The sequence below is a fragment of the Microbacterium sp. genome (assembly GCF_047602155.1).
In the GTDB taxonomy this organism is placed as follows: Bacteria; Actinomycetota; Actinomycetes; order Actinomycetales; family Microbacteriaceae; genus Microbacterium.
Genome location: NZ_JASGHZ010000001.1, coordinates 2,962,835 through 2,984,271, shown reverse-complemented (window position 1 = coordinate 2,984,271; position 21,437 = coordinate 2,962,835). Strand labels below are relative to the sequence as shown.

General features: G+C 68.2%; 21 protein-coding genes, 2 tRNA genes and 1 pseudogene. 13 read left to right on the top strand and 11 right to left on the bottom strand.

Going from position 1 to position 21,437, the window contains the following annotated elements; translation table 11 throughout:
* Window positions 1–106: 106 nt before the first annotated feature.
* A complete protein-coding gene (gene gltX / locus QM720_RS13730; RefSeq protein ID WP_415127430.1) occupies window positions 107–1,630 on the top strand; it encodes a glutamate--tRNA ligase in 1,524 nt (507 codons plus the stop codon).
* Here the strand turns inward: gltX and QM720_RS13725 are convergent.
* Window positions 1,612–3,480: an ArnT family glycosyltransferase gene (locus tag QM720_RS13725; protein WP_415127428.1), complete on the bottom strand. Its 1,869-nt coding sequence runs from the start codon at window positions 3,478–3,480 to the stop codon at window positions 1,612–1,614. The two genes, gltX and QM720_RS13725, sit on opposite strands and share 19 nt — an antisense overlap.
* A gap of 127 nt (window positions 3,481–3,607) precedes the next feature.
* On the opposite strand from QM720_RS13725, the gene QM720_RS13720 reads away from it, so the two are divergent.
* The 3 genes from QM720_RS13720 (at window position 3,608) to QM720_RS13710 (ending at window position 5,514) form a co-directional block, all read left to right on the top strand.
* Window positions 3,608–4,102, top strand: a complete 495-nt coding sequence (locus QM720_RS13720) for a lipocalin family protein (protein WP_415127426.1) — start codon at window positions 3,608–3,610, stop codon at window positions 4,100–4,102.
* A 91-nt stretch (window positions 4,103–4,193) separates the two neighbouring features.
* Window positions 4,194–4,268, top strand: a tRNA-Gln gene (locus tag QM720_RS13715).
* An 820-nt stretch (window positions 4,269–5,088) separates the two neighbouring features.
* Window positions 5,089–5,514, top strand: a complete 426-nt coding sequence (locus tag QM720_RS13710) for a tyrosine-type recombinase/integrase (RefSeq protein WP_415127424.1) — start codon at window positions 5,089–5,091, stop codon at window positions 5,512–5,514.
* Window positions 5,515–5,553: 39 nt separating this feature from the next.
* On the opposite strand, the gene QM720_RS13705 is transcribed toward QM720_RS13710, so the two are convergent.
* The 6 genes from QM720_RS13705 to QM720_RS13680 form a co-directional block, all read right to left on the bottom strand.
* Window positions 5,554–6,468 (bottom strand): nucleotidyl transferase AbiEii/AbiGii toxin family protein, encoded by a 915-nt coding sequence (locus QM720_RS13705; RefSeq protein WP_415127422.1) that lies wholly within the window; start codon window positions 6,466–6,468, stop codon window positions 5,554–5,556.
* Window positions 6,465–7,499: a type IV toxin-antitoxin system AbiEi family antitoxin domain-containing protein gene (locus QM720_RS13700; RefSeq protein ID WP_415127420.1), complete on the bottom strand. Its 1,035-nt coding sequence runs from the start codon at window positions 7,497–7,499 to the stop codon at window positions 6,465–6,467. Before QM720_RS13700 ends, QM720_RS13705 begins: the two co-directional genes overlap by 4 nt.
* Window positions 7,500–7,619: 120 nt before the next feature.
* A complete protein-coding gene (locus tag QM720_RS13695; RefSeq protein WP_415127418.1) occupies window positions 7,620–9,032 on the bottom strand; it encodes a plasmid pRiA4b ORF-3 family protein in 1,413 nt (470 codons plus the stop codon).
* Window positions 9,033–9,194: 162 nt separating this feature from the next.
* Window positions 9,195–9,458, bottom strand: coding sequence for a helix-turn-helix transcriptional regulator (locus tag QM720_RS13690; RefSeq protein ID WP_415127416.1), 264 nt, complete (start codon window positions 9,456–9,458; stop codon window positions 9,195–9,197).
* 1 nt (window position 9,459) lies between these two features.
* Window positions 9,460–9,999, bottom strand: coding sequence for a hypothetical protein (locus QM720_RS13685; RefSeq protein WP_415127414.1), 540 nt, complete (start codon window positions 9,997–9,999; stop codon window positions 9,460–9,462).
* A gap of 176 nt (window positions 10,000–10,175) precedes the next feature.
* On the bottom strand, window positions 10,176–10,691 hold the full coding sequence (locus tag QM720_RS13680; protein ID WP_415127412.1) for a hypothetical protein: 516 nt from the start codon (window positions 10,689–10,691) through the stop codon (window positions 10,176–10,178).
* A gap of 248 nt (window positions 10,692–10,939) precedes the next feature.
* Between QM720_RS13680 and QM720_RS13675 the strand changes: the two genes are divergently transcribed.
* On the top strand, window positions 10,940–11,086 hold the full coding sequence (locus QM720_RS13675; RefSeq protein ID WP_415127410.1) for a hypothetical protein: 147 nt from the start codon (window positions 10,940–10,942) through the stop codon (window positions 11,084–11,086).
* A 217-nt stretch (window positions 11,087–11,303) separates the two neighbouring features.
* Window positions 11,304–11,909, top strand: a complete 606-nt coding sequence (locus tag QM720_RS13670) for an SGNH/GDSL hydrolase family protein (protein ID WP_415127408.1) — start codon at window positions 11,304–11,306, stop codon at window positions 11,907–11,909.
* 4 nt (window positions 11,910–11,913) lie between these two features.
* Here the strand turns inward: QM720_RS13670 and QM720_RS13665 are convergent, their stop codons facing one another.
* Window positions 11,914–13,920 (bottom strand): DUF262 domain-containing protein, encoded by a 2,007-nt coding sequence (locus tag QM720_RS13665; protein WP_415127406.1) that lies wholly within the window; start codon window positions 13,918–13,920, stop codon window positions 11,914–11,916.
* A gap of 141 nt (window positions 13,921–14,061) precedes the next feature.
* On the opposite strand from QM720_RS13665, the pseudogene QM720_RS13660 reads away from it, so the two are divergent.
* From QM720_RS13660 to QM720_RS13645, 4 genes and pseudogenes are all read left to right on the top strand, one after another.
* Window positions 14,062–14,834, top strand: a pseudogene (locus QM720_RS13660) (hypothetical protein).
* A 104-nt stretch (window positions 14,835–14,938) separates the two neighbouring features.
* Window positions 14,939–15,889, top strand: a complete 951-nt coding sequence (locus QM720_RS13655) for a 1-phosphofructokinase family hexose kinase (protein ID WP_415127404.1) — start codon at window positions 14,939–14,941, stop codon at window positions 15,887–15,889.
* A gap of 51 nt (window positions 15,890–15,940) precedes the next feature.
* A complete protein-coding gene (locus tag QM720_RS13650) occupies window positions 15,941–17,962 on the top strand; it encodes a fructose-specific PTS transporter subunit EIIC (protein ID WP_415127402.1) in 2,022 nt (673 codons plus the stop codon).
* A gap of 37 nt (window positions 17,963–17,999) precedes the next feature.
* Complete coding sequence (locus QM720_RS13645; protein ID WP_415127400.1) at window positions 18,000–18,272, top strand: HPr family phosphocarrier protein; 273 nt, start codon at window positions 18,000–18,002, stop codon at window positions 18,270–18,272.
* 64 nt (window positions 18,273–18,336) lie between these two features.
* Here the strand turns inward: QM720_RS13645 and QM720_RS13640 are convergent, their stop codons facing one another.
* Window positions 18,337–18,975, bottom strand: coding sequence for an MBL fold metallo-hydrolase (locus QM720_RS13640; RefSeq protein ID WP_415127398.1), 639 nt, complete (start codon window positions 18,973–18,975; stop codon window positions 18,337–18,339).
* 115 nt (window positions 18,976–19,090) lie between these two features.
* Here QM720_RS13640 and QM720_RS13635 point away from each other — a divergent pair.
* The 3 genes from QM720_RS13635 to QM720_RS13625 all read left to right on the top strand — a co-directional run bounded on the left by QM720_RS13635 (window position 19,091) and on the right by QM720_RS13625 (window position 20,315).
* Window positions 19,091–19,166: transfer RNA gene (locus QM720_RS13635), tRNA-Glu, on the top strand.
* Window positions 19,167–19,628: 462 nt separating this feature from the next.
* Window positions 19,629–19,997 (top strand): hypothetical protein, encoded by a 369-nt coding sequence (locus tag QM720_RS13630; RefSeq protein ID WP_415127396.1) that lies wholly within the window; start codon window positions 19,629–19,631, stop codon window positions 19,995–19,997.
* Window positions 19,998–20,186: 189 nt separating this feature from the next.
* Window positions 20,187–20,315, top strand: a complete 129-nt coding sequence (locus QM720_RS13625; RefSeq protein WP_415127394.1) for a hypothetical protein — start codon at window positions 20,187–20,189, stop codon at window positions 20,313–20,315.
* An 89-nt stretch (window positions 20,316–20,404) separates the two neighbouring features.
* On the opposite strand, the gene QM720_RS13620 is transcribed toward QM720_RS13625, so the two are convergent.
* Together QM720_RS13620 and QM720_RS13615 are read right to left on the bottom strand one after the other, a co-directional pair.
* Entirely contained in the window at window positions 20,405–20,953 is a 549-nt protein-coding gene (locus QM720_RS13620) for a PIN domain-containing protein (protein ID WP_415127950.1), read from the bottom strand.
* A gap of 27 nt (window positions 20,954–20,980) precedes the next feature.
* Entirely contained in the window at window positions 20,981–21,361 is a 381-nt protein-coding gene (locus QM720_RS13615; RefSeq protein WP_415127392.1) for a helix-turn-helix domain-containing protein, read from the bottom strand.
* Window positions 21,362–21,437 lie beyond the last annotated feature (76 nt).

Genomic DNA, 21,437 nt, shown 5'->3' with positions numbered 1-21,437 from the left:
CGTGTGCCGGATTCTGTAGCGCGAAGCGCGAGGTCGGCGCCGCACCGGTCTTCGTGCGGCGTCGGCAACGCGGTGACGTTCCGCACCGCCACGTAGAATGGCACGGATGTCTGCCGCGATCGATCCCCGCACCACCACCGCTTCCGGAGCCGACGTCCGCGTGCGGTTCTGCCCGTCGCCGACGGGGCTTCCGCACGTCGGGATGGTCCGCACCGCCCTGTACAACTGGGCGTACGCGCGGCACACCGGCGGCAAGCTGGTCTTCCGGGTGGAAGACACGGATGCCGCTCGCGACAGCGAGGAGAGCTACCGGCAGCTCGTCGACGCGCTCACGTGGCTGAAGATCGACTGGGACGAGGGCGTCGAGAAGGGCGGGCCGCACGGGCCGTATCGGCAGAGCCAGCGCGCCGACATCTACGCCGGCGTCCTGGAGCGGCTGATCGCGTCGGGCGCGGTGTACGAGTCGTACTCGACCGCCGAGGAGATCGACGCGCGCAACGAGGCCGAGGGCCGGGCGAAGCAGCTGGGCTACGACAATTACGACCGCTCGTTGACGGACGACCAGAAGGCGGCGTTCCGTGCCGAGGGCCGCGAGCCGGCGTGGCGGCTGCGGGTGCCCGAGCACGACCTGACCTACGTGGACCTCATCCGCGGCGAGGTGACGTTCCCGGCGGGTTCGTTCCCCGATTTCGTCGTCGTGCGTGCGGGCGGGCAGGCGCTGTACACGTTCACCAACCCGGTCGACGATGCGCTGATGGGCATCACGCACGTGATCCGCGGCGAGGATCTCATGCCGTCGACGGCGCGCCAGCTCGCGCTGTACGCGGCGCTGATCGATGCGGGCGTCACGACCTTCGTGCCGCGGTTCGGGCACATGCCGCTCGTGCTGGGGGAGACCGGCAACAAGAAGCTGTCGAAGCGCGATCCGCAGGCGGACCTGTTCCTGCAGCGCGAGAAGGGTTTCATCCACGAGGGGCTGCTGAACTACCTGGCGCTGCTGGGCTGGTCGCTGGCGCCCGACCGCGACGTGTTCTCGCTGGACGAGTTCACCGCCGCGTTCGACATCGTGAACGTCAACCCGAACCCGGCCCGCTTCGACCAGAAGAAGGCCGAATCGATCAACGGCGACCACATCCGCATGCTCGAGGCGTCTGACTTCGCCGACCGGCTGGTGCCGTATCTGACGGATGCCGGCCTGGTCTCATCGCCGCCGACCTCGGCGGAGCAGGAGTTGCTGTCTGCGGCGGCGCCCCTCGTGCAGGAGCGGATGCAGTTGCTCGGCGAGGCGCCCGGGCTGCTCGGGTTCCTGTTCCGTCCGTCGGTGTCGTACGACGACGATGCGCTGGCCGCCCTGCCGGCGAACGCGGGGGAGGTGCTGGTGGCATCCGTCGGCGCTCTCGAGCTCGTCCCCGAGCAGGGCTTCACCGCCGCCGCCGTGCAGCAGGCGCTGGCGGATGCGCTGATCGAGGGGCTCGGGCTCAAGCCGCGCGTGGCCTACGGTCCGCTGCGGGTGGCGATCAGCGGCCGCCGCGTCTCGCCCCCGCTGTTCGAGTCGATGGAGCTGCTGGGCAAGGTCGAGTCGCTGCGTCGCCTGCACGATCTCGTCGTGCGTCAGGGGTCGCAGGCGTAGAGCGTGTCGACCGGCGCATCCGAGGCGGCACGGCAGTTCTCGAGCACCCACGCGCGGATCTGCGCGCTCGCCGACTGTGCGCCGTCGTCGCGGCGTAAGGCGCCGCTCGACACCAGCACGTAGCGCAGCTGGCCGTCGGCGACGAGCTGTTCGAAGGCGGCGAGAGTCGGCACCGGATCGCGACTGTTGAATCCGCCGATCGGCAGCACCGGCGCGCCGCCGGAGGCGATGATGATCCCCGCCGCCTGCTGCGCGCCGAATGCCGCGACGAGGTAGGTGGCGCCGTCGCGGTGCTCTTCGAGCCAGGCGATCGTGGTGGCGTCGACGCTCTGCCCGCCGGTGGCCGCCAGGCCTCGCGTCGACCGGCTTCCGGTGCCCCCGCGACCGCTGCCGGGCTGGCTCCGGTCGCCGCGCGCCGCGGCGGTACCGGCCCCGGGTCTGCCGGATCCGATCGTCCCGGTCGAGGAGACCCCCGCCGCCGTCGGGTTGATGGAGTTCGGTGTGCCCATCGTGACCGCCGACCAGACGGCCGGAGTCAGCAGCAGTGCGAGCACGCCGATCACGGCGGTGGCCGGCATCCGGACCTCTCGCCGGCGCTCCGTGATGACGAGCGCGCCCGCCGCGCCCGCCGCGAGGAGCTGCACGAGGGCGACCGGCAGCGAGAACTGCGTCTCGGCGGAGGCGGCGAGGCTGATCCCGACGGCGGTTGCCGCCGCGACGGCCGGCAGCAGCAGCGCTGCCCACAGCGACCGTGCCTCGCGCGCGAGGGCGCACGCCGTGCCGATCAGCAGCGCCATCGGGACGGCGAGAGCCGACGTGTAGAACTGGTGCATTCCCGCCACGGCAGAGAACATGATCGCGAACGTGGCGAACCACACCGTCCCGAACACGACCAGCGGCATCCGAAACCGCACGGCGACGAGGACGACGATCGCGGCGAGAGCGACAGGGATCATCCAGCCGATCTGTGTGGCGAGGGCGTCGTTCATCAGCCGCAGCGGCGAGGGGTCGCCCGAGTAGGGCGGAGTGAACGAGCGGTACGCATCGTCATCGGCCGTGGTCTGCCCGAACCGGCCCAGCCCGTTGTAGCCGAACACCATCTCCCACGGGTCGTTCGTGAGTGTGCTGCCGATGTAGGGGCGGGCGGATGCCGGCACGAGCGCCACGGCGATGATCCACGTGAGCGAGAGTGCGAGACTCGTCACGCCCGCGATCGCGAGGTCGCGTATGCGCCGCCACCACGACTGCCGGGTGCACAGGTACGCGGCGGCCAGCGCCGGCCAGACCGCCCAGGCTTCGAGCATATAGGTGTGAAACCCGACGGCGATGAACACGCCCGCGAGCACGAGCCAGCCGAGACTGCGCTGCTCGAGCGCTCTCGTGGCGGCCCAGGCGGTCAGCGCGAGCGCGAGGACGAAGAACGCCTGCGGCTGGTTCGAGCGCGCGACCGCGACCAGGATCGGTGTCGTCGCGACCACGGCGCCCGCGACGAGCCCCGCAAACGGCCCCGCCCAGCGCCGTGCGGTGAACGCGACGATCACGACAGAGGCCGAAGCCGCTGCCGCGTTCGGGATGATCGTCGCCCACGGGGAGAATCCGACGAGGCGCACGAACAATGCGGGGATCCAGAACGAACCCGGGATCTTGTCGAGGGTGACGGTGCCGGACGGGTCGAACGCGCCGAAGAAGAAATTCGACCAGCTCTGACTCATCGACAGGGCGATCGCACCGTAGTAGTCCGACATCGATCCGCCGACGTCCCACCCGGTCAGCAGCAGCGCGGCGAGGGCCAGCAGGGCCACTCCCCACGGCCACACGGCATGCGGCGCTCGCCCGGCCACAACGGTCACAACGTGACGCTAGTGCGCGTGCGTGCGAGATCACACAGGCGACGGCTATGAGGTCCCTGGATGCCGAGGCGCCCAGGGGACGACGCCTGCGAGCACGTAGGGTGAAGGCACGCGAACGGAGGATGCCATGAACGAACCCGTGCACGACGTGGCGCACCTTGACCTGCAGCGGTATCTGGGGTTGTGGTTCGAGGTCGGCCGCCTGCCGCTGCGCTTCGAGGACGAGGCGGCCACGAACATCACCGCCGAGTACGCGCTCGACGACGACGGCACCGTGCGCGTCGACAACCGTTGTCGGGATGCCGAGGGTAACCCCACCCAGGCGGTGGGGCAGGCCGTGCCCGACCCCGAGCATCCGGGACGCCTGAGGGTGACATTCCTGCCGGTGGGGCTGCGGTGGATTCCGGGCACCCGCGCGGACTATTGGGTGCTGAAAGTCGATGACGGGTACGAACACGCCCTCGTCGGCACGCCGAACCGGAAACACCTGTGGCTGCTGTGCCGCCGCCCTGCGATCGCCGCCGACGTCGAGGCCTCTTTTCTCGCCGAGGCGCAGCGTCAGGGCTACGCGCTGGACGAGTGGATCCGTCCGGCGCAGTCGGGCGAGCGTGTCCAGGCGTGACCGGCTCGCGGCGTCTCCGGCGCTGCGTTTTGGTCGCCCGCCTGCCCGTGGGTTAAGCTAGACCCTCGGTACGGCTTCGGCCGGCACCCCTTGGGGTATGGTGTAATTGGCAACACGGCTGATTCTGGTTCAGTTGTTCTTGGTTCGAGTCCAGGTACCCCAGCCATAAGGTCCGGAAATCTGCGGGAATGCAGATCATCGCGTGACCATATCCTCACCCCGGAGCAGGTCGCCGAGTTCCTCCAGGTCTCGCCTCGGACGGTGGAAGAGTGGCGGCGCACCCGCACCGGCCCGCCATGGCGACGGATGGGCCGACACGTTCGGTACCTGCGCCGCGAGGTGCTTGTCTGGTTCGAGGAGGCGGAGACAGCGCTGCGAGAGAAGGCCGACGCCGTTCTGAACGACTCGGGCGGTCCGACGCTGAGCAAGGACGCCTCGAACACTGAAGCGGCCGTGGTGTTTCTCTACGACAAGGGCCGGTCGGGCATGGTCGAGGACTTCATGATGGAGGCCTACGAAGCATCGGTGCGAAACGTGATCACCCCGACGTGCGGCGATCTGCTGTTGCGGGACTTCACGGTGCGACGGTACAACCGCATCCTCGCGGACATTCGGGAGCAGCGTTCGTTGGCGGCGGCGCGGAAGGCGCGGAGCGTGCTGTCGTTGATGTGCCAGACCGGGATCGAATACGACATCCTCGCCTTCAACCCGGTGCGAGACGCGCGGCGTCTGCCGCTGCCGGAGAAGAAGACCTCCGTGCTCACGCCGGAGCAGTTGATTCTCGTTCAGCGGCTCATCCGTGCCTGGCGGAAGGACTCGGGGTATGGGCCGCGTCCGAATGTGGCGACGTTGGAGAACGCGATGTGGATCATGGTCGGCACCAGCGTCGGTGTTGGGGAAGTCCTCGCGCTGCGACGCTGCGATGTCGATGTGGCCTCTATCGGAAACCGTCGCCAAAGCGGACTCGGCAGAAGCGGCGTATCGCGTTGCCGAGCTTCACCGCAGCGGCCGTCCGCAGCCAGCCCGCCCGAACCGGCAAGGGTACGGATGCGTGCCTGTTTGCGACGAAGAGCGGGAAGCCGCTCAGCGTCAGCGACTACGAACGTCTGCTGCGCACCTTCGTTGACGACAACAAGGCTGCGTTGGAGGTGGCGGGGATCGAGACGGAACAGTTCAGCACGCACATCTTCCGCCGCTCCACCGCGACGCTCGTGGAGGCCGTCGCCGGGATCACGTTGGCCTCCCGGCTGCTGGGGCATGCGAATGAGCAGATCACCCGCGCCAGCTACGTCGTCAGCGCTGAGCTGGTCGACCCCGTGACGGCGGACATCATCGACAAAGCGTTCGCAGAGTTCTTGGAGCGCGACGGCAGGACGAACGCTGCAGGAGAGGAGGGCAGTTCCGTACCGTAACTGGTGCGGAACTGCCCTCCTCTCTGCGGTAGGTGAGCTTCAGTCTCGTGTCCAAGAGCGGGACGTCGGCTCCCAACGCTTGCCCGTCGCGGTCCCGTCGAATGCTAGGCCGAGGAGCGCGTCGACGAGTTCTGTTGCGGCGGTGAAGGTGAGGGTGTCGCCGCACGCGGGCACGCGGCGAGCCTCTGGCGAGTAGAGGCGATCCCAGTTCGACGGGGGCGCGAAGTGCGGGGTTCCGGGGAGTGCGCGATGTGCCCACTCGAGGTTGATGGCGTCGATGAGAGCGGTTCCGTCGATGCGCTGTGTGCGCGCGAAGACGACGAGATCGACCAGATCGCGTACCCGGCTCGACGGCTGGTCATTGGTGGTGCCATAAGTGCTCTGGGTCGCGCAGAGCTTGTCGGCGATGTGATCGACCACGGGATAGAGCCGTACGCTGGTCGGCGGAACGGCGGGCACCAGGCCGGGGCGAGTCTGAACGTCAGGTTTCGCGGTCATCAGGTCACCCGTGACGACATCGACGCCGAAGTGGTCGCGGCGCTTCACTCCGCAGTAGGCGTCGATCGACACCTTGTAGCCCTCGACATGGGGCTGCATGGCCCCTCCCGACGCCGGGCGGATGCCGGTGATCACGAACTGGAAGTGATCCCCGAGATCGATCTTGACCGCCTCGCGAAGCCTTGCCATGGCCGCATCAAGATCGCCCAGCTCGGCAAGGAGATCGATGTCTTTCGTCGTGCGCGCATCATGCACACGGGTCAGGACGGCGTTGCCGCCCTTGAGCACCCACTCGTCACCAGGAAGCGCGAACACACGCGCCAGGAAGCGATCAACGACGAACCTCCGTAGCAATGCCCCCGCCGCTACCTCGGAGGTTTGCGCTTCGCTCTTCGCGCGCGCCGTGACCGCCGCCCAGAGCGCGTTGCCATCCTTGTACGGCAGTTCGTCCGTCATGCCGATGCCTCATCTCTGTCGGCAGATGTCGTCGTCAGCGCAGACGGAGACCATGCGTCTGCCGGTAGGGCACGGATTACCTCGGGCAGCCAGGTAGGAACGCTCGCGCTCAGCACTTTCTCGAACGCCTCGGTATCGACGGGGATCGAGACGTTCGCCGCCTCGATGATCGCGGACATATCGATCTTCGGGAGCACACCATCGGGGAACCGGGGAAGCACGATATCTTTCGTGAACGACTCCATCGCCTCGACCTTCAGCGAACCGAGAGCGTTCGTCGGAATATTGAGCTTTGAGACAGCTTCGATGATGCTTCTGATCGCGCTGAGCTGCCCGGCGGTTACGAGCGCTTTCCCCAGGTCACTACCCGCGAGATTCGTCGCCAGCGCCTTGCTGCTCAGGCCAACTAGGTCGAGCAGGTACTCCAGGAGCGCAGCACCGTTCGGCTGCCCGTTTCTACGGGCAAGAGGCTCCAGCGCCGCCGCCATCTCTTGCCGAGACGTAAGATCGTGCCGAAGCGCGTCGCCGGCGATCTCCGCAACATGCGAAGGATCGTGCCCGTCGCGGAGAAGGTCGGCAACCGTGCGAGCGGGCGTCGTCACAGGCAGGCCTTCCACGAGCGTCACCTCATCGGTGCGCAGTGTGGCGCGGTGCAGGCGAATACCTCGGCGGCTCTGCTTCCTACCGGGCACCATGATCTCTGGTTCATCGTCCAGAAGGTCACCGAGGCCATGAAGGCTCGCTGCCGACGTGTGTGAGAGCACTCCAGAGGAGGGGGGATCGGCAAGCCGTTCCTCGGCCAGCTCCGAAGGGCTGAGGGACAGCCACGCGGCACGCAGCGGTGTGCGCTCATCGACAGCAGCAGGACTCGCGTAGATCCCCCGACCGAACCGCTCGATCACGCCCGCATCCGCGAGGCGCGCGAGTTGCAGACGAGTGATGCCCTCGGCTTCGGCCTGGGCTGTGGTGAGCAGACCCCACTGACGGGCTGCCAGTTCTGACACCCGAGCCGCAACATCCGTGACGCCCATGACTGCGATTGTATCACTTATACGATACTAGTGAAGTAGTCACTGTGATCTCTCGCGACGCTGATCCCGCGTGTAGATAGGTGTGACGCTCTGCCCCGCGTGAGCGGGGCGCTTTTGTGGTCAGGGCTGTAGGACAGCCCGTGCGATCGCCGCGACGGCCGTCTTCACTCCCGTGGGCCGCCCGTCCGTGCGCGGTGCTCCCGCGAGCAGACGGAGTGCGTCGAGCGTGGGGCTCTTGGGCGAGGGCGCGCGGTAGGGATCCTCGCGGTCGTGCCAGCCGAGGTCGAACAGGAGTTCGCTGATGCTCGCCTCCCAGAGCTCGGCGGGCGTTTCGTTCGCGGCGACGGTGAGCGCCATCCATCCGGCGTGCCGTTCGGCGGGGGTCGTTCCGAGCGGGAGCCGCCCGGTGATGTGGCGGAGGATCGCTTGCGGGTCGTCTCTGTGTCTTGTGATGGCCTGCGTGGGAGCGATGCGACCCTTACGCACCGCGACGAGTCCCAGTGCTCGTGCCGTGGCGCGGAGCTCCCAGACGGGCCACGTGAGGTCTTCGCGGTTGGCCTTGCCGATCCACCATTCGGTAATGCCCGTGCGGTGGGCGATCTGCTCGACGGCGGCGGGCTTCAGGTACCCGGCGCCCGTGAGCGCCATGCCGGCGCCGACGACGTCGAGGAGCACCCGGAACGGCTCAGTGAGTTCCGTAGCCTCGTCGATGCCGACGTTCGTCGTCCCGGAAGCGGACGGATGTGCGAGCCCATCGCGCAGGCCGCGTGCGCCGCGGTTCCGTGCCAGCTCGAGCAGCGACGCGAGTTCCTCAACGACAGGAATCGGCTCGGCGGTGACTGCGGTGATGAGTTCGTTCGTCTCATCGATGTCGAACGCGTCGGGATGCCAACGGTCGGGCAGCCAGGCGCGTCCTTCTGCCGTGTTCTCGAAGACCTCGGGGCGGAGCGCGTCGGTGTAGCCGCCGCGCACCCAGTCGGCGAGCTCGGTGTACCCCCACACACCCCCGCAGTCCTCCGGCGGACAGGCGAGCTTGCCGCCGACGCACACCGGGACCGGTGGAGGGCTGTCGAGCACCTTCTCGACGCGCAGGAGGTGCCCCCATCCATCGCCGAAGTCGTAGTCGTACCAGAGACGGTCGCCGTCGGCGGACAGAATCTGATCGAGACGCACGTCGTCTTCGAGTATCCCCTCGTCGCCCTCGTCCAGGTCGAACTGCGTGAGGAACTCGGGAGTGTTCCTGTCGTTGCTCGTGCGGAAGCGGTGCAGGTGGCTGTCGGTCCATCCCATCGCCGCCTGGATCACATCGTGCAACCGCGGAAGGAGGATGTCGCCGGGAACCTCGATGCGTCGCCACACCGGCGGCTTCGTGCGCTGCAGATCGATACGGATGCGGAAACCACGCACCGTTGCCGGGATGGGGAGGAGCTGCGGCTCGGGACGGCGCCAGAGATCATCCAGGTGGCCGGCGTCGGCGCTCAGCGCGGCGATGAACTTCCGGAGATCCGGTGCCTCGAACTTCTCGGATGCCATCTTCCTTCTTCCGTCCTCAGGCGCATCACTGCGGGACGCATCATCGCGACCAATTCTTGCCGACCGCGCGGGTGTCCGTCCAACCGAGGAGCGTGTGTCCACCGGTGCGCGCACCGCACCCCGCCAGGCGCAAGCAGCGCGCGTGGCGGGTGTCGAACCCGGCTACGGCGAAACGCCGTTGGAGCCGGAAGAAGCGGACGCCCCCACCCTGCAGGGAGGTTCGTTCTGTGGAGAGGAGTCAGGATGGAAGATATCCTCTATCGCGCAGTGGAAGAGCGCTGCGAGCTTGAAAGCCAGTGGCAGTGAGGGGTCGAAGCGGCCCTTCTCCAGGGAGATCACGGTCTGGCGAGATACACCGAGTCTGTCAGCCAGGGCCTCCTGCGACCATCCCTGAGCCTGGCGACGATCACTGAGATCGTTTCGCATCTCACGCCACGTCCTGTCGACGTGCGATGAGGAAGCGGAACACAAAGCTCACGACGGCGAAGCCTGCCACCGCGAGGAGCATGCCACTGGCCGACACCACGATCGGATGCGCAAGCAGGTGCGTCGAGGCGAGCCAGAGAACCAAGGAGCCCCACGCGGCAAGTACGACGACGTCAAAGAAGACACCACTGGCGGCGCGTTCGATCCACTTCACCTCGATGATGTCCTCGTCGCGGATCTTCCTGTTGGCGTGCACATGCCCACTCACGAAGAACCCCCAGCCCGCCATGTACGTCGTGGGCAGCGCAGCTACCAGTCCGATGAGGGCCGCCGGCCAGAACAACGCTGCCGGGGCGACGGCGCCGACCACCAGAGCGACGGCGATGCTCGTCACGAGGCAGAACGCCGCAGCCAAGCCGAATGCTCGTGGTGGCACGCCTGGTGCGTTTCGGTCGGCGTCGTCGCCGATGTCCTCCACCACCGCTTTCGCGCTCTTGATGACCTGCGCCAGAGAGGGATTCTTGTCGTCGCCCTTCGTCATGGTGCGTCACTCCTTCGCTCTTCACTGCACGAGCGTTTTTCGCTCGGATGCTCGTAGTAAAGTACGCTTTACCTGTTATGTCAAGCGTGCTTTACCTTCGCCGCCGACCGCCTCGACGCGCCGATTCCCTGCGAAGCCTCTACTGGCGTCAGGCCGTCCCCGCAGTCTCGTGCACGTCAGTGGCCTCGGAGATCCCAGTCTTTGAGAACCCACGACGACGTATATCCCCACTCGTACACGACGTAGCGGCCCGCCTGATCCGCTTCGGCGAGGAATCCCGACAGGCTCCTGATCTCGCTGAGTTGAGTGGCGTTTCCGCGCTCCACGGTGATCGTCACCGGGTACTCGGACACCCGAGCCTCGTCGAGCACTGTGGCCTGGGCTTGGTAGTGAGACTCGAGTTCGGTGGTGGATAGCTCGCTCTGGATCAGAATCGCCCCCAGATATTGCATCCCATTGCCGTTGCCCACGAGCTTGCCCGCTTCGGAGTAGGAATCGATGAGCGTTGAGTCGGGCGGAAGCGGCAGAGAAATGAGCTGGTCTTTCACCGAGCGTGCGACGGCATCATTCTGCAAGGAGATGACGATCGACACAGTGATGGGCGCGGCGAGCACGCAGACGATGATCACGAGCGCGATCACTCCTGCGTCGACTCTTCGCCTGTGATGGGACTTGCTGCGCGCCGACGCCATGCCACGAGCGTAGCTTCAGCAGCTGGATTCGAGCGAAGTCCTCCTCAACGTCCGCGTCCCCGATCACCCTGCCTCGGAAGACGCGCTCGCCGATGATCGTCGGGTTGCTCAGGATCTGCTTCACGGCGGCGACGGTCCGCCCCCCGGAAAAGCGGCAGTATCCACCGGATGACTTCCGCTGGCCGGGTGTGGCAGCCGGTAGAATAGGGAGAAAGGTTCCGGTTCAGGAGGTGACCACGATGCAGCGTATGGACATCACGCGCGAGGCGATTCGTCGTTCCTCCGTACGCGCCGCAGCCGCGTCCGTGGCCATCGAGAACCGGTCTGTGCCAGTCGGCTATGTGCGCACCGAACGGGTCGAGCGTCTGCTGGCGGCTCGCAAGCAGACTCCCTGATGGAGCTGACTCCGGGATACGGCGAGACGCCCGTCGACCCGGAGGATCTCGACGACCGGAGCCGACTCCAGTCGGACGCCCCGGGCACGCAGCTGCTCCGTGGTCTCGGGAGTGACTTCGCGCAGTCCCGCGGTGAAGACCGTCACGCGATCGCCCCACCGGCGGATGAGCTCTGCCTGATGCAGAGCCGTCGGCACGACGCTCCTAGACTGGCCCGATGGCCACACCCATCGTCTTCATCGGCGACAGCATCACGGACGCCGAACGGCGCACCGACCCGGCCGCCCTCGGCTTCGGCTGGGTGCGCGAAGTTGCGACCGCCCTGCGTGCCGCGGGGGAGGAGCGCGATATCGTCAACCGCGGCATCTCGGGCGATCGCGTCGTCGACCTCGCCGCGCGGTGGGCTGACGACGTGCTCGCCCTGTCGCCGTCGCTGGTTACCGTCTACGTCGGCATCAACGACACGTGGCGCCGCTACGACAGCGACGACGCGACCTCGACGGAGGACTTCGAGAACGGATACCGTGCTCTCCTGGCCACCGTCGCCGACGTGCCGGAGCTGGTCGTCGTCGAGCCCTTCCTCACCCCGGTGACCCCGGAGCAGGAGACCTGGTACGAGGATCTCGATCCCAAGCGCGCCGCGGTCGCCCGCCTCGCCGAAGAGTTCGGGGCGGCCTTCGTCCCGCTGCACGGCATCCTCACCGAGGCCGCCGCCGCGCACGGCGCCGCCGCGATCGCCGACGACGGCGTGCACCCGACCGCCTTGGGCGTGCGGCTCATCGCCGATGCCTGGCTGGCTCGGAATCCTCGACAGACCCGGTGACCCCTCAGGGCATCGCGTCGCCGATGTAGGAGTACTTGAGGAAGACCTCCGACGCCCAGCCGGCCTCAGCGAGCACGCCCTGCACGGCGGCGAGCATGTACTTCGCGTCCCACCCGAGGTACAGGTAGTGGCCCGGCGCGAGCTCGTCCCACTGTCCGTTCCACGCCATCGCGGGGTACACCGGCCCGCCGCGTCGGGCGCTGAAGTCGATGACGGCCTGCCGCGACGCGGCGGATTCCGCCCACAGCCGCTGGAAGATGCGGTGGAACAGGTAGCGGATGTCCTTGACCTCCCAGTGCTCGCCGCGGAACTCGACGTAGTCGAACTCGCGCTGCCAGCCCGGCGGCCAGCCGCGGCGCACCTTGGCGTCGAGGATCGGCGTGAGATTGTCGTCGTCGATGCCGACCACCGCCGGACGCTGCCACACGCGCACGAACAGATCGGTGAGGTGCTCGGTGCGCTCGGCGATGGATGCCGTCGTCCACCGCTCGGCCGCCGCCACCTCGCGCGTGAGCCGGACGCCGCTGTCTGCGTACACCGCGCGCTTCGCCGCGAACGACGCGTCGAACGCCCGATCGGCGAGCGGCTGCTCGAGCAGGGTCAGATTGCCGAGGGTCTGCGCGAGGGCACGGAAGCTGTTCTGCTGATCGTCGCTCAGCTGCGCCCACCGGAGCAGCCCGTCCGGCGACCAGTCGTCGCCCGGAGCCGTGGGCACGATGTGCTCGACATCGAACCCGGCGCCGTCCACGCCGGCCAGCCGACCCAGCACGTAGCGGGCGTGCGGCAGATCGGTGTACTTCAGCCCGACGCGGGTGCGCTCGTCCGACGGAGTGATCCGCGCGATGGCGTGCACGAGCGCGTCGCGCCCCAGCGCGGCGGCGCGGCACAGCCGCGCGACGAGCCGATCGGTGGACACGCCGACGACCGTGCGGCGCAGCAGCAGCGACTGCACCTGCTCCAGCGCGGCGATCAGCGCGCCCGTGTCGAGGGCGCCGTGCGCGAACGAACGGTACAGCCGCATGACGAGGGGATACATCCCGCGCCCGAAGGTGTTCAGGTACCCGAGCTGGCGGGCGATCTCGGCATCCGGAGTCTCGGAGGGCTCGAGCAGCAGCCGGTAGATCTCCGCGTACTCGCGCCACGCGGCGGCCCGAGAGCGCAGGGTCTCGACGTCGAGCCGCGGGAACTCCTGCCGGAACGCGTCGTACACGCCCCGCCCGCCGGCGACGGTGACCTCGCGACCGGTGAGCATGATGAGGTAGTGCCGCCAGAACAGGCCGATCTGCTCGCCGGTGGCCTGCTCGATCGGCAGCCAGTAGTCGTTCTCGATCTCGCTCTGCTCGGCGTGCGACAGGCCCATCAGCACGTAGTTGTGGATGAGCTCGTGGTCACGCAGCGGCTCGCCCGTGGAGTTCAGGCTCTCGAAGATCTGCTGCGCATTGGCGCTCTCGCCGAGGGTGATCGAGACATGCTCGAGCTTGCACAGCCCCCGCCAGATGTGCGCCGCCTCGTCGGGGCGGATCTGGCTGCGGAAGAACGCGTAGTTGTCGTCGAACCGCGAGGCCTCACCGGCTCGGCGCCCGAGCACGACGTCCTCGAACACGCCCGCCCACGCGTGGTGCGGGCGCAGCTTCGTCTTCGCGCCGTCTTCGGAACGCACGAGCACCCGTTCCAGCTCGGACGCCAGGGCCGGGTCGTCGCCCTGCAGGGTGTGGTGCAGCGCCGCGACGAGCAGCATGAGCGTCGTGATCCGCTGCTGCCCGTCGATGAGCACGAGGTGCGCGTCGTCGTCGGTCGACGTGGATGCCGTCGACAGGATCGACCCGATGAAGTGGGTGTGCGCGGCATCCGCGGCGGCGACGGCGCGCACGTCGGCCAGCAGCTGCTCGCATCCGCCGATGTCCCAGCGGTACTGGCGCTGGTAGACCGGGACGACGATCGTCGTGTCGGATGCCGACAGCCACCCGACCGTGTTGACCGCGGTGGCCTCGACGTTGGTCGCAGTGCTCATGTGTCCCGTTCCTCGCAAACCCCGATGAGTTTACCGGCATGCCGTCGCCGTGTCCGGGAGACGCGCAGGAGCCGCAGGTAGGCTTACCTAAGTCGGGCCTGTAAAAACTTCGCTTGTCCGGCAGAAAGGGCATGATTCGTCATGGCATACATCAAGTGCGCCGCACTGGAGGAGACGGGCTACGTCGTCCTCGACCCGTACGGCAAGGAGATCGACCCCAAGGAATGGCTCGACATCGAGTACGTCGACTGGAAGTCGTCGGGCGACACCCGCTTCGCCCCGCTGGCGTCGGCCAAGGGTGAGATCGAGTGCAACGGCTTCTGGAACCACAAGCCGCCCCGCACCGACAAGGACGGCGTCTGGATCGACGCGCAGACCGAGCTGGCCCCGACCCTCACGGCGCGGGCCCAGGAGCCGGGTGCGAACGTCGGCCGCTGCCGCATCATCGAGCTGCAGCCGAACACCTACGCCGACTGCCTCTACAACCTGCACCAGGACGACAACAATCGTCTGAACCCCGACGGCACCGGTTGGGTCGTGCGTGGCTTCTTCAACCTCACCGACGACAAGACGAGCTTCTTCGTGCTGCGTGAGAACCGCACCGATCCGAGTGAAGAGACCCGCATCGCGCTGCCGGCCGGCGCGCAGCTGATCATCGACACGCAGCGCCTCTGGCACGCCGCCGCCCACTACGGCGACGAGCCGCGCTACTGCCTCATCACGTCGTGGGAGTCGGCCCCGAGCTCGACGCCTACATCGCCAAGTACAACGGCGTGAACAAGGTCGAGAGCTACCCCGTCGATCAGGAGACCCTGGATGCCGGCCAGATCGAGCAGGAGCGCCGCATCGCCGCGCGGGCTGCCGCCCTCGCCGCCCGCGGTCAGCAGGAAGTCACCATGATGAGCGAGGCCTGAGCCTCGCCGCCGTGCACCGGACCCCGTCGATCTCGGCGGGGTCCGGTGTCTTTTTTCCGGTCGTGCTGGACAGGGCACCACTGGGGTATGCCAGTGTGGATCACATGATCGTGACGCTGACCGCGAATCCGTCCCTGGATCGGACCATCACGCTCACGGGCGCCCTGCGCGTCGGCGAGGTGCAGGCGGCCGAATCGGTCCGGGAGGATGCCGGGGGTAAGGGCATCAACGTCACCCGCGTCGTGGTCGGCTCGCGGGGCGAGAGCCGCGCGGTGCTGCCCCTCGACGCCGATGACCCCTTCGCCGGGCTCCTGCGTGCCGCCGAGGTGCCGTTCGAGGCGGTCCCGCTGCGCGGGTCGACGCGCGCGAACCTCACCATCGCCGACCCGGACGGTGTGACGACGAAGATCAACCTGCCGGGGGTGACGCGCAGCGCGGCGGATGCCGAGGCGCTCATCGCCGCGACCGTGGCCGCCGCGGCGGGCGCCGACTGGCTCGTGCTCGCCGGATCGCTGCCGCCGGGGCTGCCTGCCGGCTTCTACGTCGACGTCATCGCAGCGGTGCGGGCCGCCACGGCGACGCCCCCGCGCATCGCGGTGGACACCTCCGGCGCGGCGCTGCGCGCCGTCGTCGAGAACGGTCGCCCCGACCTCATCAAGCCCAACGACGAAGAACTCGCCGAATTGGCGGGCGTGACGCTCGACCCCGATGTCGACCTGGCCGAGGCCGTCGTCGCGGTGGCGGCATCCCTCGTGCCGGCCCGTGTCGGCGCGGCCTTCGTGACCCTCGGCTCCCGTGGCGCCGTCCTCGTGACCGGCGACGGCGCGTGGCATGCGACCCCGCCACCGACCACGGTGCGCAGCACGGTGGGCGCCGGCGACAGCTCGCTCGCCGGGTTCCTCCTCGCGGATGTGGCGGGGGAGAGCCCCGAGGGATGCGTGCGCAACGGAATCCGGTACGGCTCGGCGGCGGCATCCCTCCCGGGAACGCAGGCGCCGACCGTGGCGGACTTCCCGCCCGGCGACGTGCCGGTGCGTGCGCTCGGCCGCCCCTGAGTCCCCGCCATCGACCAGAAACCCCTGACCCAGAATCCAATGGAGGTCCCCGTGTCAGACATCATCACCGCCGAACTCGTCAGTCTCGACGAGCCACTCGGCGCCGACAAGCGTGCCGTCATCGACGCCCTGGCGGCGCGCGTCGCCGCCGCAGGGCGGGCGACCGACGGCTCGGCTCTCGCCGACGACGCCTGGAAGCGCGAGCAGAAGGACGAGACCGGGCTGCCCGGCGGCATCGCGATTCCGCACGCGAAGAGCCCCGCCGTGACGCAGGCGAGCCTGTCGTTCGCGCGACTGAACCCGGGCGTCGACTTCGGCGCCGACGACGGGCCGGCAGACCTCGTCTTCCTCATCGCGGCCCCCGACACCGCCGCAGAGGAGCACCTCGCCGTGCTCTCGCGGCTGGCCCGCGCGTTCATGCGCGACGAGTTCACGGCGGGGCTCCGGTCGGCGACGACTCCGCAGGAGATCGTCGACCTCGTCGTGACGGCGACCTCGGACGCGCCGGCGGCAGCCGCGGCTCCGGCGGCAGCCCCCGCCGCGGCGACGGTCGCGGCCGACCTGCAGGTCGATGGCCGCCCGGCGCGCATCGTCGCGGTGACCGCCTGCGCCACCGGTATCGCGCACACCTTCATGGCGGCCGATGCGCTCACCGCGCAGGGCAAGAAGGACGGCATCGACCTCACCGTCGAGCCGCAGGGCTCCAGCGGCTACAAGGCCATCGACCAGAGCATCATCGATGCCGCGGACGCCGTCATCTTCGCGACCGACGTCGACGTGCGCGAGCCGCAGCGCTTCGCCGGAAAGCCCGTCGTCCGCGCGGGCGTGAAGCGGGGCATCGAGCAGCCCGCGCAGATGGTCCGCGAAGCGATCGCCGCCGTCACCGACCCCAACGCACAGCGCGTCAGCGGCACGGCCGCTGCGGCGTCGGCAACCGCCGCCACGAACGAGCGCATGGGTGCGCGCATCCAGCGCATCCTGCTCACCGGTGTCAGCTACATGATCCCGTTCGTCGCCGGCGGCGGTCTGCTGATCGCCCTCGGGTTCCTGCTCGGCGGCTACAACGTCACCGACGACGCCGCGAAGGTCGTCATCGACAACGCGCTGTGGGATCTGCCCGCGGGCGGGCTCGGGCAGTACCTCGGCTCGGTCGCGTTCATGATCGGTTCGACGTCGATGGGCTTCCTCGTCGCGTCGCTGGCCGGTTACATCGCCTTCGCCATCGCCGACCGGCCCGGCATCGCCCCCGGCTTCGTCGCCGGTGCGATCGCGGTCATGATGAACGCCGGCTTCCTCGGCGGCATCGTCGGCGGTCTGCTCGCGGGTCTCGTGGCATGGTGGCTCGGTCGCCTGGACGTGCCGCGCTGGCTGCGTGGCCTCATGCCCGTCGTGATCATTCCGCTGGTGGGCTCGATCGTGGCATCCGGTCTCATGATCCTGTTCCTCGGTCGCCCCATCGCTGCGCTCATGGCGTGGATGACCGAGGGCCTGAACAGCCTCGCCGGCACGGGCGCGATCATCGTCGTGGGCATCATCGTCGGGCTCATGATGTGCTTCGACCTCGGCGGGCCGGTCAACAAGACCGCGTACGCCTTCGCGGTCGCGGGCCTCGGTGCCGCGTCGTCGAGCCACACGACGCCGTACCTCATCATGGCCGCCGTCATGTGCGCCGGCATGGTGCCGCCGCTCGCGATGGCGCTCGCCTCGACCGTGCTCGCACGACCGCTGTTCACCCCCGTCGAGCGCGAGAACGGCAAGGCCGCGTGGCTGCTCGGTGCCGCGTTCATCAGCGAGGGCGCGATTCCGTTCGCCGCGGCGGACCCGCTGCGCGTGCTGCCCGCCTCCATGGTCGGCGGCGCGGTCACGGGTGCGCTGAGCATGGTCTTCGAGGTCCAGTCGCGCGCCCCGCACGGCGGCCTGTTCGTCTTCTTCGCGATCGACCCGTTCTGGGGTTTCCTCGTGGCACTGGCGGCCGGGACGGTCGTGTCGGCGCTCGTGCTCGTGGGGCTGAAGCGCTTCGCCCGCAAGACGCCGATCGACGCCACAGTTTCCCCCGCGGCCGTCACGGCCTAGTCTCGAAACCGAATCACCTACGATCCAGGAGGACCCCATGGCAGAACGTACCGCCACTGTCGCCAGCAGCTCTGGCCTGCACGCCCGCCCCGCGAAGCTGTTCGTGCAGGCGGTGCAGGCGACCGGCGTGCCCGTCACGATCGCCGTGGCCGGCGGCCCCGACCTCAATGCGGGCAGCATCCTGACCCTCATGGGGCTGGGCGCCACCCACGGCACGGTCGTCACCCTCAAGGCCGACGGCGACGGTGCCGACGCCGCGCTGGACGCGCTCGTCGAGTTCCTCGAGACCGACCACGACGCCGAGGCCTGAGACGCAACGACGACGGATGCCGCGACCTTCTCCCCGGGAGGGGTCGCGGCATCCGTCGTCTCGGCTACAGGGTTGTCGTGTCGCCGGCGTCGAGCGCCTCGAAGGTACCGCCGCCCCGTTCCGTCGCCCACTGCAGGCGCTGGCGGTGCATCGCCAGACCCCGGGTCGACAGCGAGGCGTCGTGCGTGCCGAACGCGCGCCGCGGCGCGACGGCGAGGACGAAGTCCATCGCCTCGCCGATCTTCAGCCACGGCGCGCCGATCGGCGCGGCCAGCAGCTGCACGTCGACGCTCTCCGGCACGGCGTACGAGTCGCCGGGATAGTAGAACGCGTCGTTGACGAGCACGCCGACATTGTCGATCAGCGGGATCGACGAGTGGATGACCGCGTGCACGCCGCCGAAGAACCGCAGCGTGAACGGGCCCGCGGCGACCGTGTCGCCCGGTGCGACGGCGGTGATGGCGAAGTCCTTCGCTGCGGCGGCGACGCCCGCCGGGCCGAAGATCGGGATGCCGGGATTGTGCTCGAGGATGCGCTGCAGCTGCGCGGCGGTCCAGTGGTCGGGGTGCTCGTGCGTGAGCATCACCGCGGCGATGCCGGCCAGATCCTCCAGCGGGGCGGTGAAGTTGCCCGGATCGACGATGAGGCGCGCGCCGCCCTCTTCGAGACTCAGGCAGGCGTGTTCGTACTTGGTGATGCGCATGCGCCTAGTCAACGCCGCCGGCGGGTTTCGGGCAAGCGCGGAACGGGCACCCGGACGGGCGGCTCGATTTGGTGGGCGCATGCCGGACATGGCATAATCGAACGGTTGCGTGAACGGCCCCATCGTATAGCGGCCTAGTACGCCGCCCTCTCACGGCGGTAACGCGGGTTCGAATCCCGCTGGGGTCACCAAACGTGCGAAGCCTCGGCCTAAAAGGTCGGGGCTTCGTGCGTTTATCGGGCATAGTGATTCGGTGGGTTATCGGGCTCCGTCGCAGATCAGGCATGTCATTAAGGGACACGATCCTGGTACCACGTATCGCGTCGAGATCATAGAGTGATTGAGGTGAACGATGAGTGATCGTCCGTCGATTCGCGAGAAGGACTGGCGCGAGCTGAGCACGCGCATCAGCCCGGACATCGTGGCCGGCTTCGATGTCGCGGGGATCGGCGGCCTGACGAAGCAGCAGCAGAAGCTGATGGCGCTCCCCCGGAACTTCCGCATCCACAAGATGCACGACAACTACCACCTCATCACCACGGCATCGGCGCTCTGCCTCTACGGCGAGCTCGACCGCGCCGTCGCCGGGCTCCTCCCCATCCAAGAGGCGCCCGTCTGGGAGTACAACATCCCCGACTACGGCTCCACCCTGTATGCCGTGCTCGGCACCGCGTTCTTCGCGCAGCGCGCCGGACGAGAGCGACCTCCTCGCACAGCTGGCGCCGCTCCTGCACGCACCCCCCTTCTACGACCCGAAACCGATCACCCTGACCAGCCGGATGCTGAGCCAGGACCTCGACCTCACCGAAGCGGAACTCGCCGGCATGCGCCACATCACCCCGGCGATGTGGATCGAGCGCTACGTCGACGCCTGCGCCGCCTACGGCAGGGCCTACCTCTTCGGCGGCTCCGAGGAGTATCCGCCCGAACGCATCCTCCACGAGATCGACCGCTTCGCCGCCAAGATCTTCTCCACCCCCGGCTACGAGCCCCACAACCGCCACCACTACCCGATCGGCTGACCGCGGACCCACCGGCTGCTGCATGGTGCGCTCGACCACCCAAGAGGCTGTGCGGAGAGTCCGCTGATTGAGTGAGTCGAAATCGAGGAGTCATCTCGATACCTCAACCAGATGGGTACGTCACATGCACCACGCGGAGAGGGCAACCATGATCGGTGCAGCGATCCGCGAAGCTCCGATGGAATCTGGATGCGGCTCTCGCCCGGCGACATCGACCCGGTATCCACAGCGATCTACCGCGGCGTGACGACGGAGAACCGGTTGATCCGCGAGCGCGCCGAGGTCGAAAGTCTCGCGGCGGCCGCGCGTGCAGAATGAGCAACCCGGCTACGAGCACCCGAGCATGACGCCCACCGGCCGACTGGTCAGCAACACGAGCGCGATCACGGGCTCGGTCTGTAGAGGATTCACTCCGTCAGGTGCGGCCGGAGGTGTTCGGCGAACTGCGGCGCTCCCGCGCGTGCGATTGTGTCAGCCAGTTCTGCCGATGTCACGGGCGGATTCTTCTTCGAGCCTGCGGCACGGGTGAACGACTCGACGACTGCCTGGCGACGGTGCGACAGCAGCTCGCTGAGGAAGGTGTCGGAGGTCATCACCTGCACACAGGCCTGAGCGATGGCCGGAGCCCCGAAGTCTTTGAGGTTGCGGGTCAGGAGCACATCGACATCGCCGTGGATGCACGCGGCGGCGTGCAGGCGGTCGCCAGGATCGGGCGAGAAATCATCGGAAGCCTTGTCTTGATACAGGTTCCCGTCGATGCGGTTACCGCCGAAGTGCGTGCGGACGGCATCGGTCACCGAGCGCGCCGATTCCGGCGTGCGCATGCCTCCGCGGACGATGACGTCCTCCCACTCGTCCAGCAACTCGTCTGTCCAGACCCAGGTGAAGAGGAAATCCTCTGACATCGTGAGCAGCACGTCCATGATGGTCAACGGGAACAGCTCGCTGGTGTCGATGAAGACCCGTTGCAGCCGCGCTAACGGCTACGCTCCGAGTGCGACGCGGATCGCATCGCCCCCGACTCGGCGCTGCTCGCGCTCAGCGGTGACCTCCAGCACATCCTCCACTCGGATGCGGCGGTGGCGGCTGCCGGGCAGGCGCCGGAAGGCGAGCACGCCGTCTTCGCAGAGCCGATCCACGAACTGCCGGGTCACGCCCATGAGCTTGGCCGCCTCGGTCGGTGTGACCTCATCGTCGGCGCGCATCACCACAACCCGCGCCCCGTGAGCGACGGCATCGAGCATCGACCGGACCGCAGACTCGACCGGAGTGTCACCATGCAGCCGCTCCGCGAGGCTCTTGGCGTCCGCGCGCACGGCAGGGTCGACCGGATCGAGAGTGGTGGCGAGGGCGTGGGTTGTCATGGTGCCATTCTGCCTCTAACTGCAATAATGACAACTAGTTCGCGAGCGCCACCGGACGGCAGAAGCGTGGCACCGA

Bases quoted from the DNA above. Each gene is read 5' to 3' on its own strand.
- QM720_RS13625 (WP_415127394.1), top strand. From the start codon at position 20,187: ATGCGGCTCTCGCCCGGCGACATCGACCCGGTATCCACAGCGATCTAC.
- QM720_RS13670 (WP_415127408.1), top strand. From the start codon at position 11,304: ATGGCCACACCCATCGTCTTCATCGGCGACAGCATCACGGACGCCGAA.
- QM720_RS13615 (WP_415127392.1), bottom strand. From the start codon at position 21,361: ATGACAACCCACGCCCTCGCCACCACTCTCGATCCGGTCGACCCTGCC.
- gltX (WP_415127430.1), top strand. From the start codon at position 107: ATGTCTGCCGCGATCGATCCCCGCACCACCACCGCTTCCGGAGCCGAC.
- QM720_RS13720 (WP_415127426.1), top strand. From the start codon at position 3,608: ATGAACGAACCCGTGCACGACGTGGCGCACCTTGACCTGCAGCGGTAT.
- QM720_RS13695 (WP_415127418.1), bottom strand. From the start codon at position 9,032: ATGGCATCCGAGAAGTTCGAGGCACCGGATCTCCGGAAGTTCATCGCC.
- QM720_RS13630 (WP_415127396.1), top strand. From the start codon at position 19,629: ATGCCGTGCTCGGCACCGCGTTCTTCGCGCAGCGCGCCGGACGAGAGC.
- QM720_RS13675 (WP_415127410.1), top strand. From the start codon at position 10,940: ATGGACATCACGCGCGAGGCGATTCGTCGTTCCTCCGTACGCGCCGCA.
- QM720_RS13680 (WP_415127412.1), bottom strand. From the start codon at position 10,691: ATGGCGTCGGCGCGCAGCAAGTCCCATCACAGGCGAAGAGTCGACGCA.
- QM720_RS13685 (WP_415127414.1), bottom strand. From the start codon at position 9,999: ATGACGAAGGGCGACGACAAGAATCCCTCTCTGGCGCAGGTCATCAAG.
- QM720_RS13640 (WP_415127398.1), bottom strand. From the start codon at position 18,975: ATGCGCATCACCAAGTACGAACACGCCTGCCTGAGTCTCGAAGAGGGC.
- QM720_RS13705 (WP_415127422.1), bottom strand. From the start codon at position 6,468: ATGACGGACGAACTGCCGTACAAGGATGGCAACGCGCTCTGGGCGGCG.
- QM720_RS13645 (WP_415127400.1), top strand. From the start codon at position 18,000: ATGGCAGAACGTACCGCCACTGTCGCCAGCAGCTCTGGCCTGCACGCC.
- QM720_RS13655 (WP_415127404.1), top strand. From the start codon at position 14,939: ATGATCGTGACGCTGACCGCGAATCCGTCCCTGGATCGGACCATCACG.
- QM720_RS13690 (WP_415127416.1), bottom strand. From the start codon at position 9,458: ATGCGAAACGATCTCAGTGATCGTCGCCAGGCTCAGGGATGGTCGCAG.
- QM720_RS13700 (WP_415127420.1), bottom strand. From the start codon at position 7,499: ATGGGCGTCACGGATGTTGCGGCTCGGGTGTCAGAACTGGCAGCCCGT.
- QM720_RS13665 (WP_415127406.1), bottom strand. From the start codon at position 13,920: ATGAGCACTGCGACCAACGTCGAGGCCACCGCGGTCAACACGGTCGGG.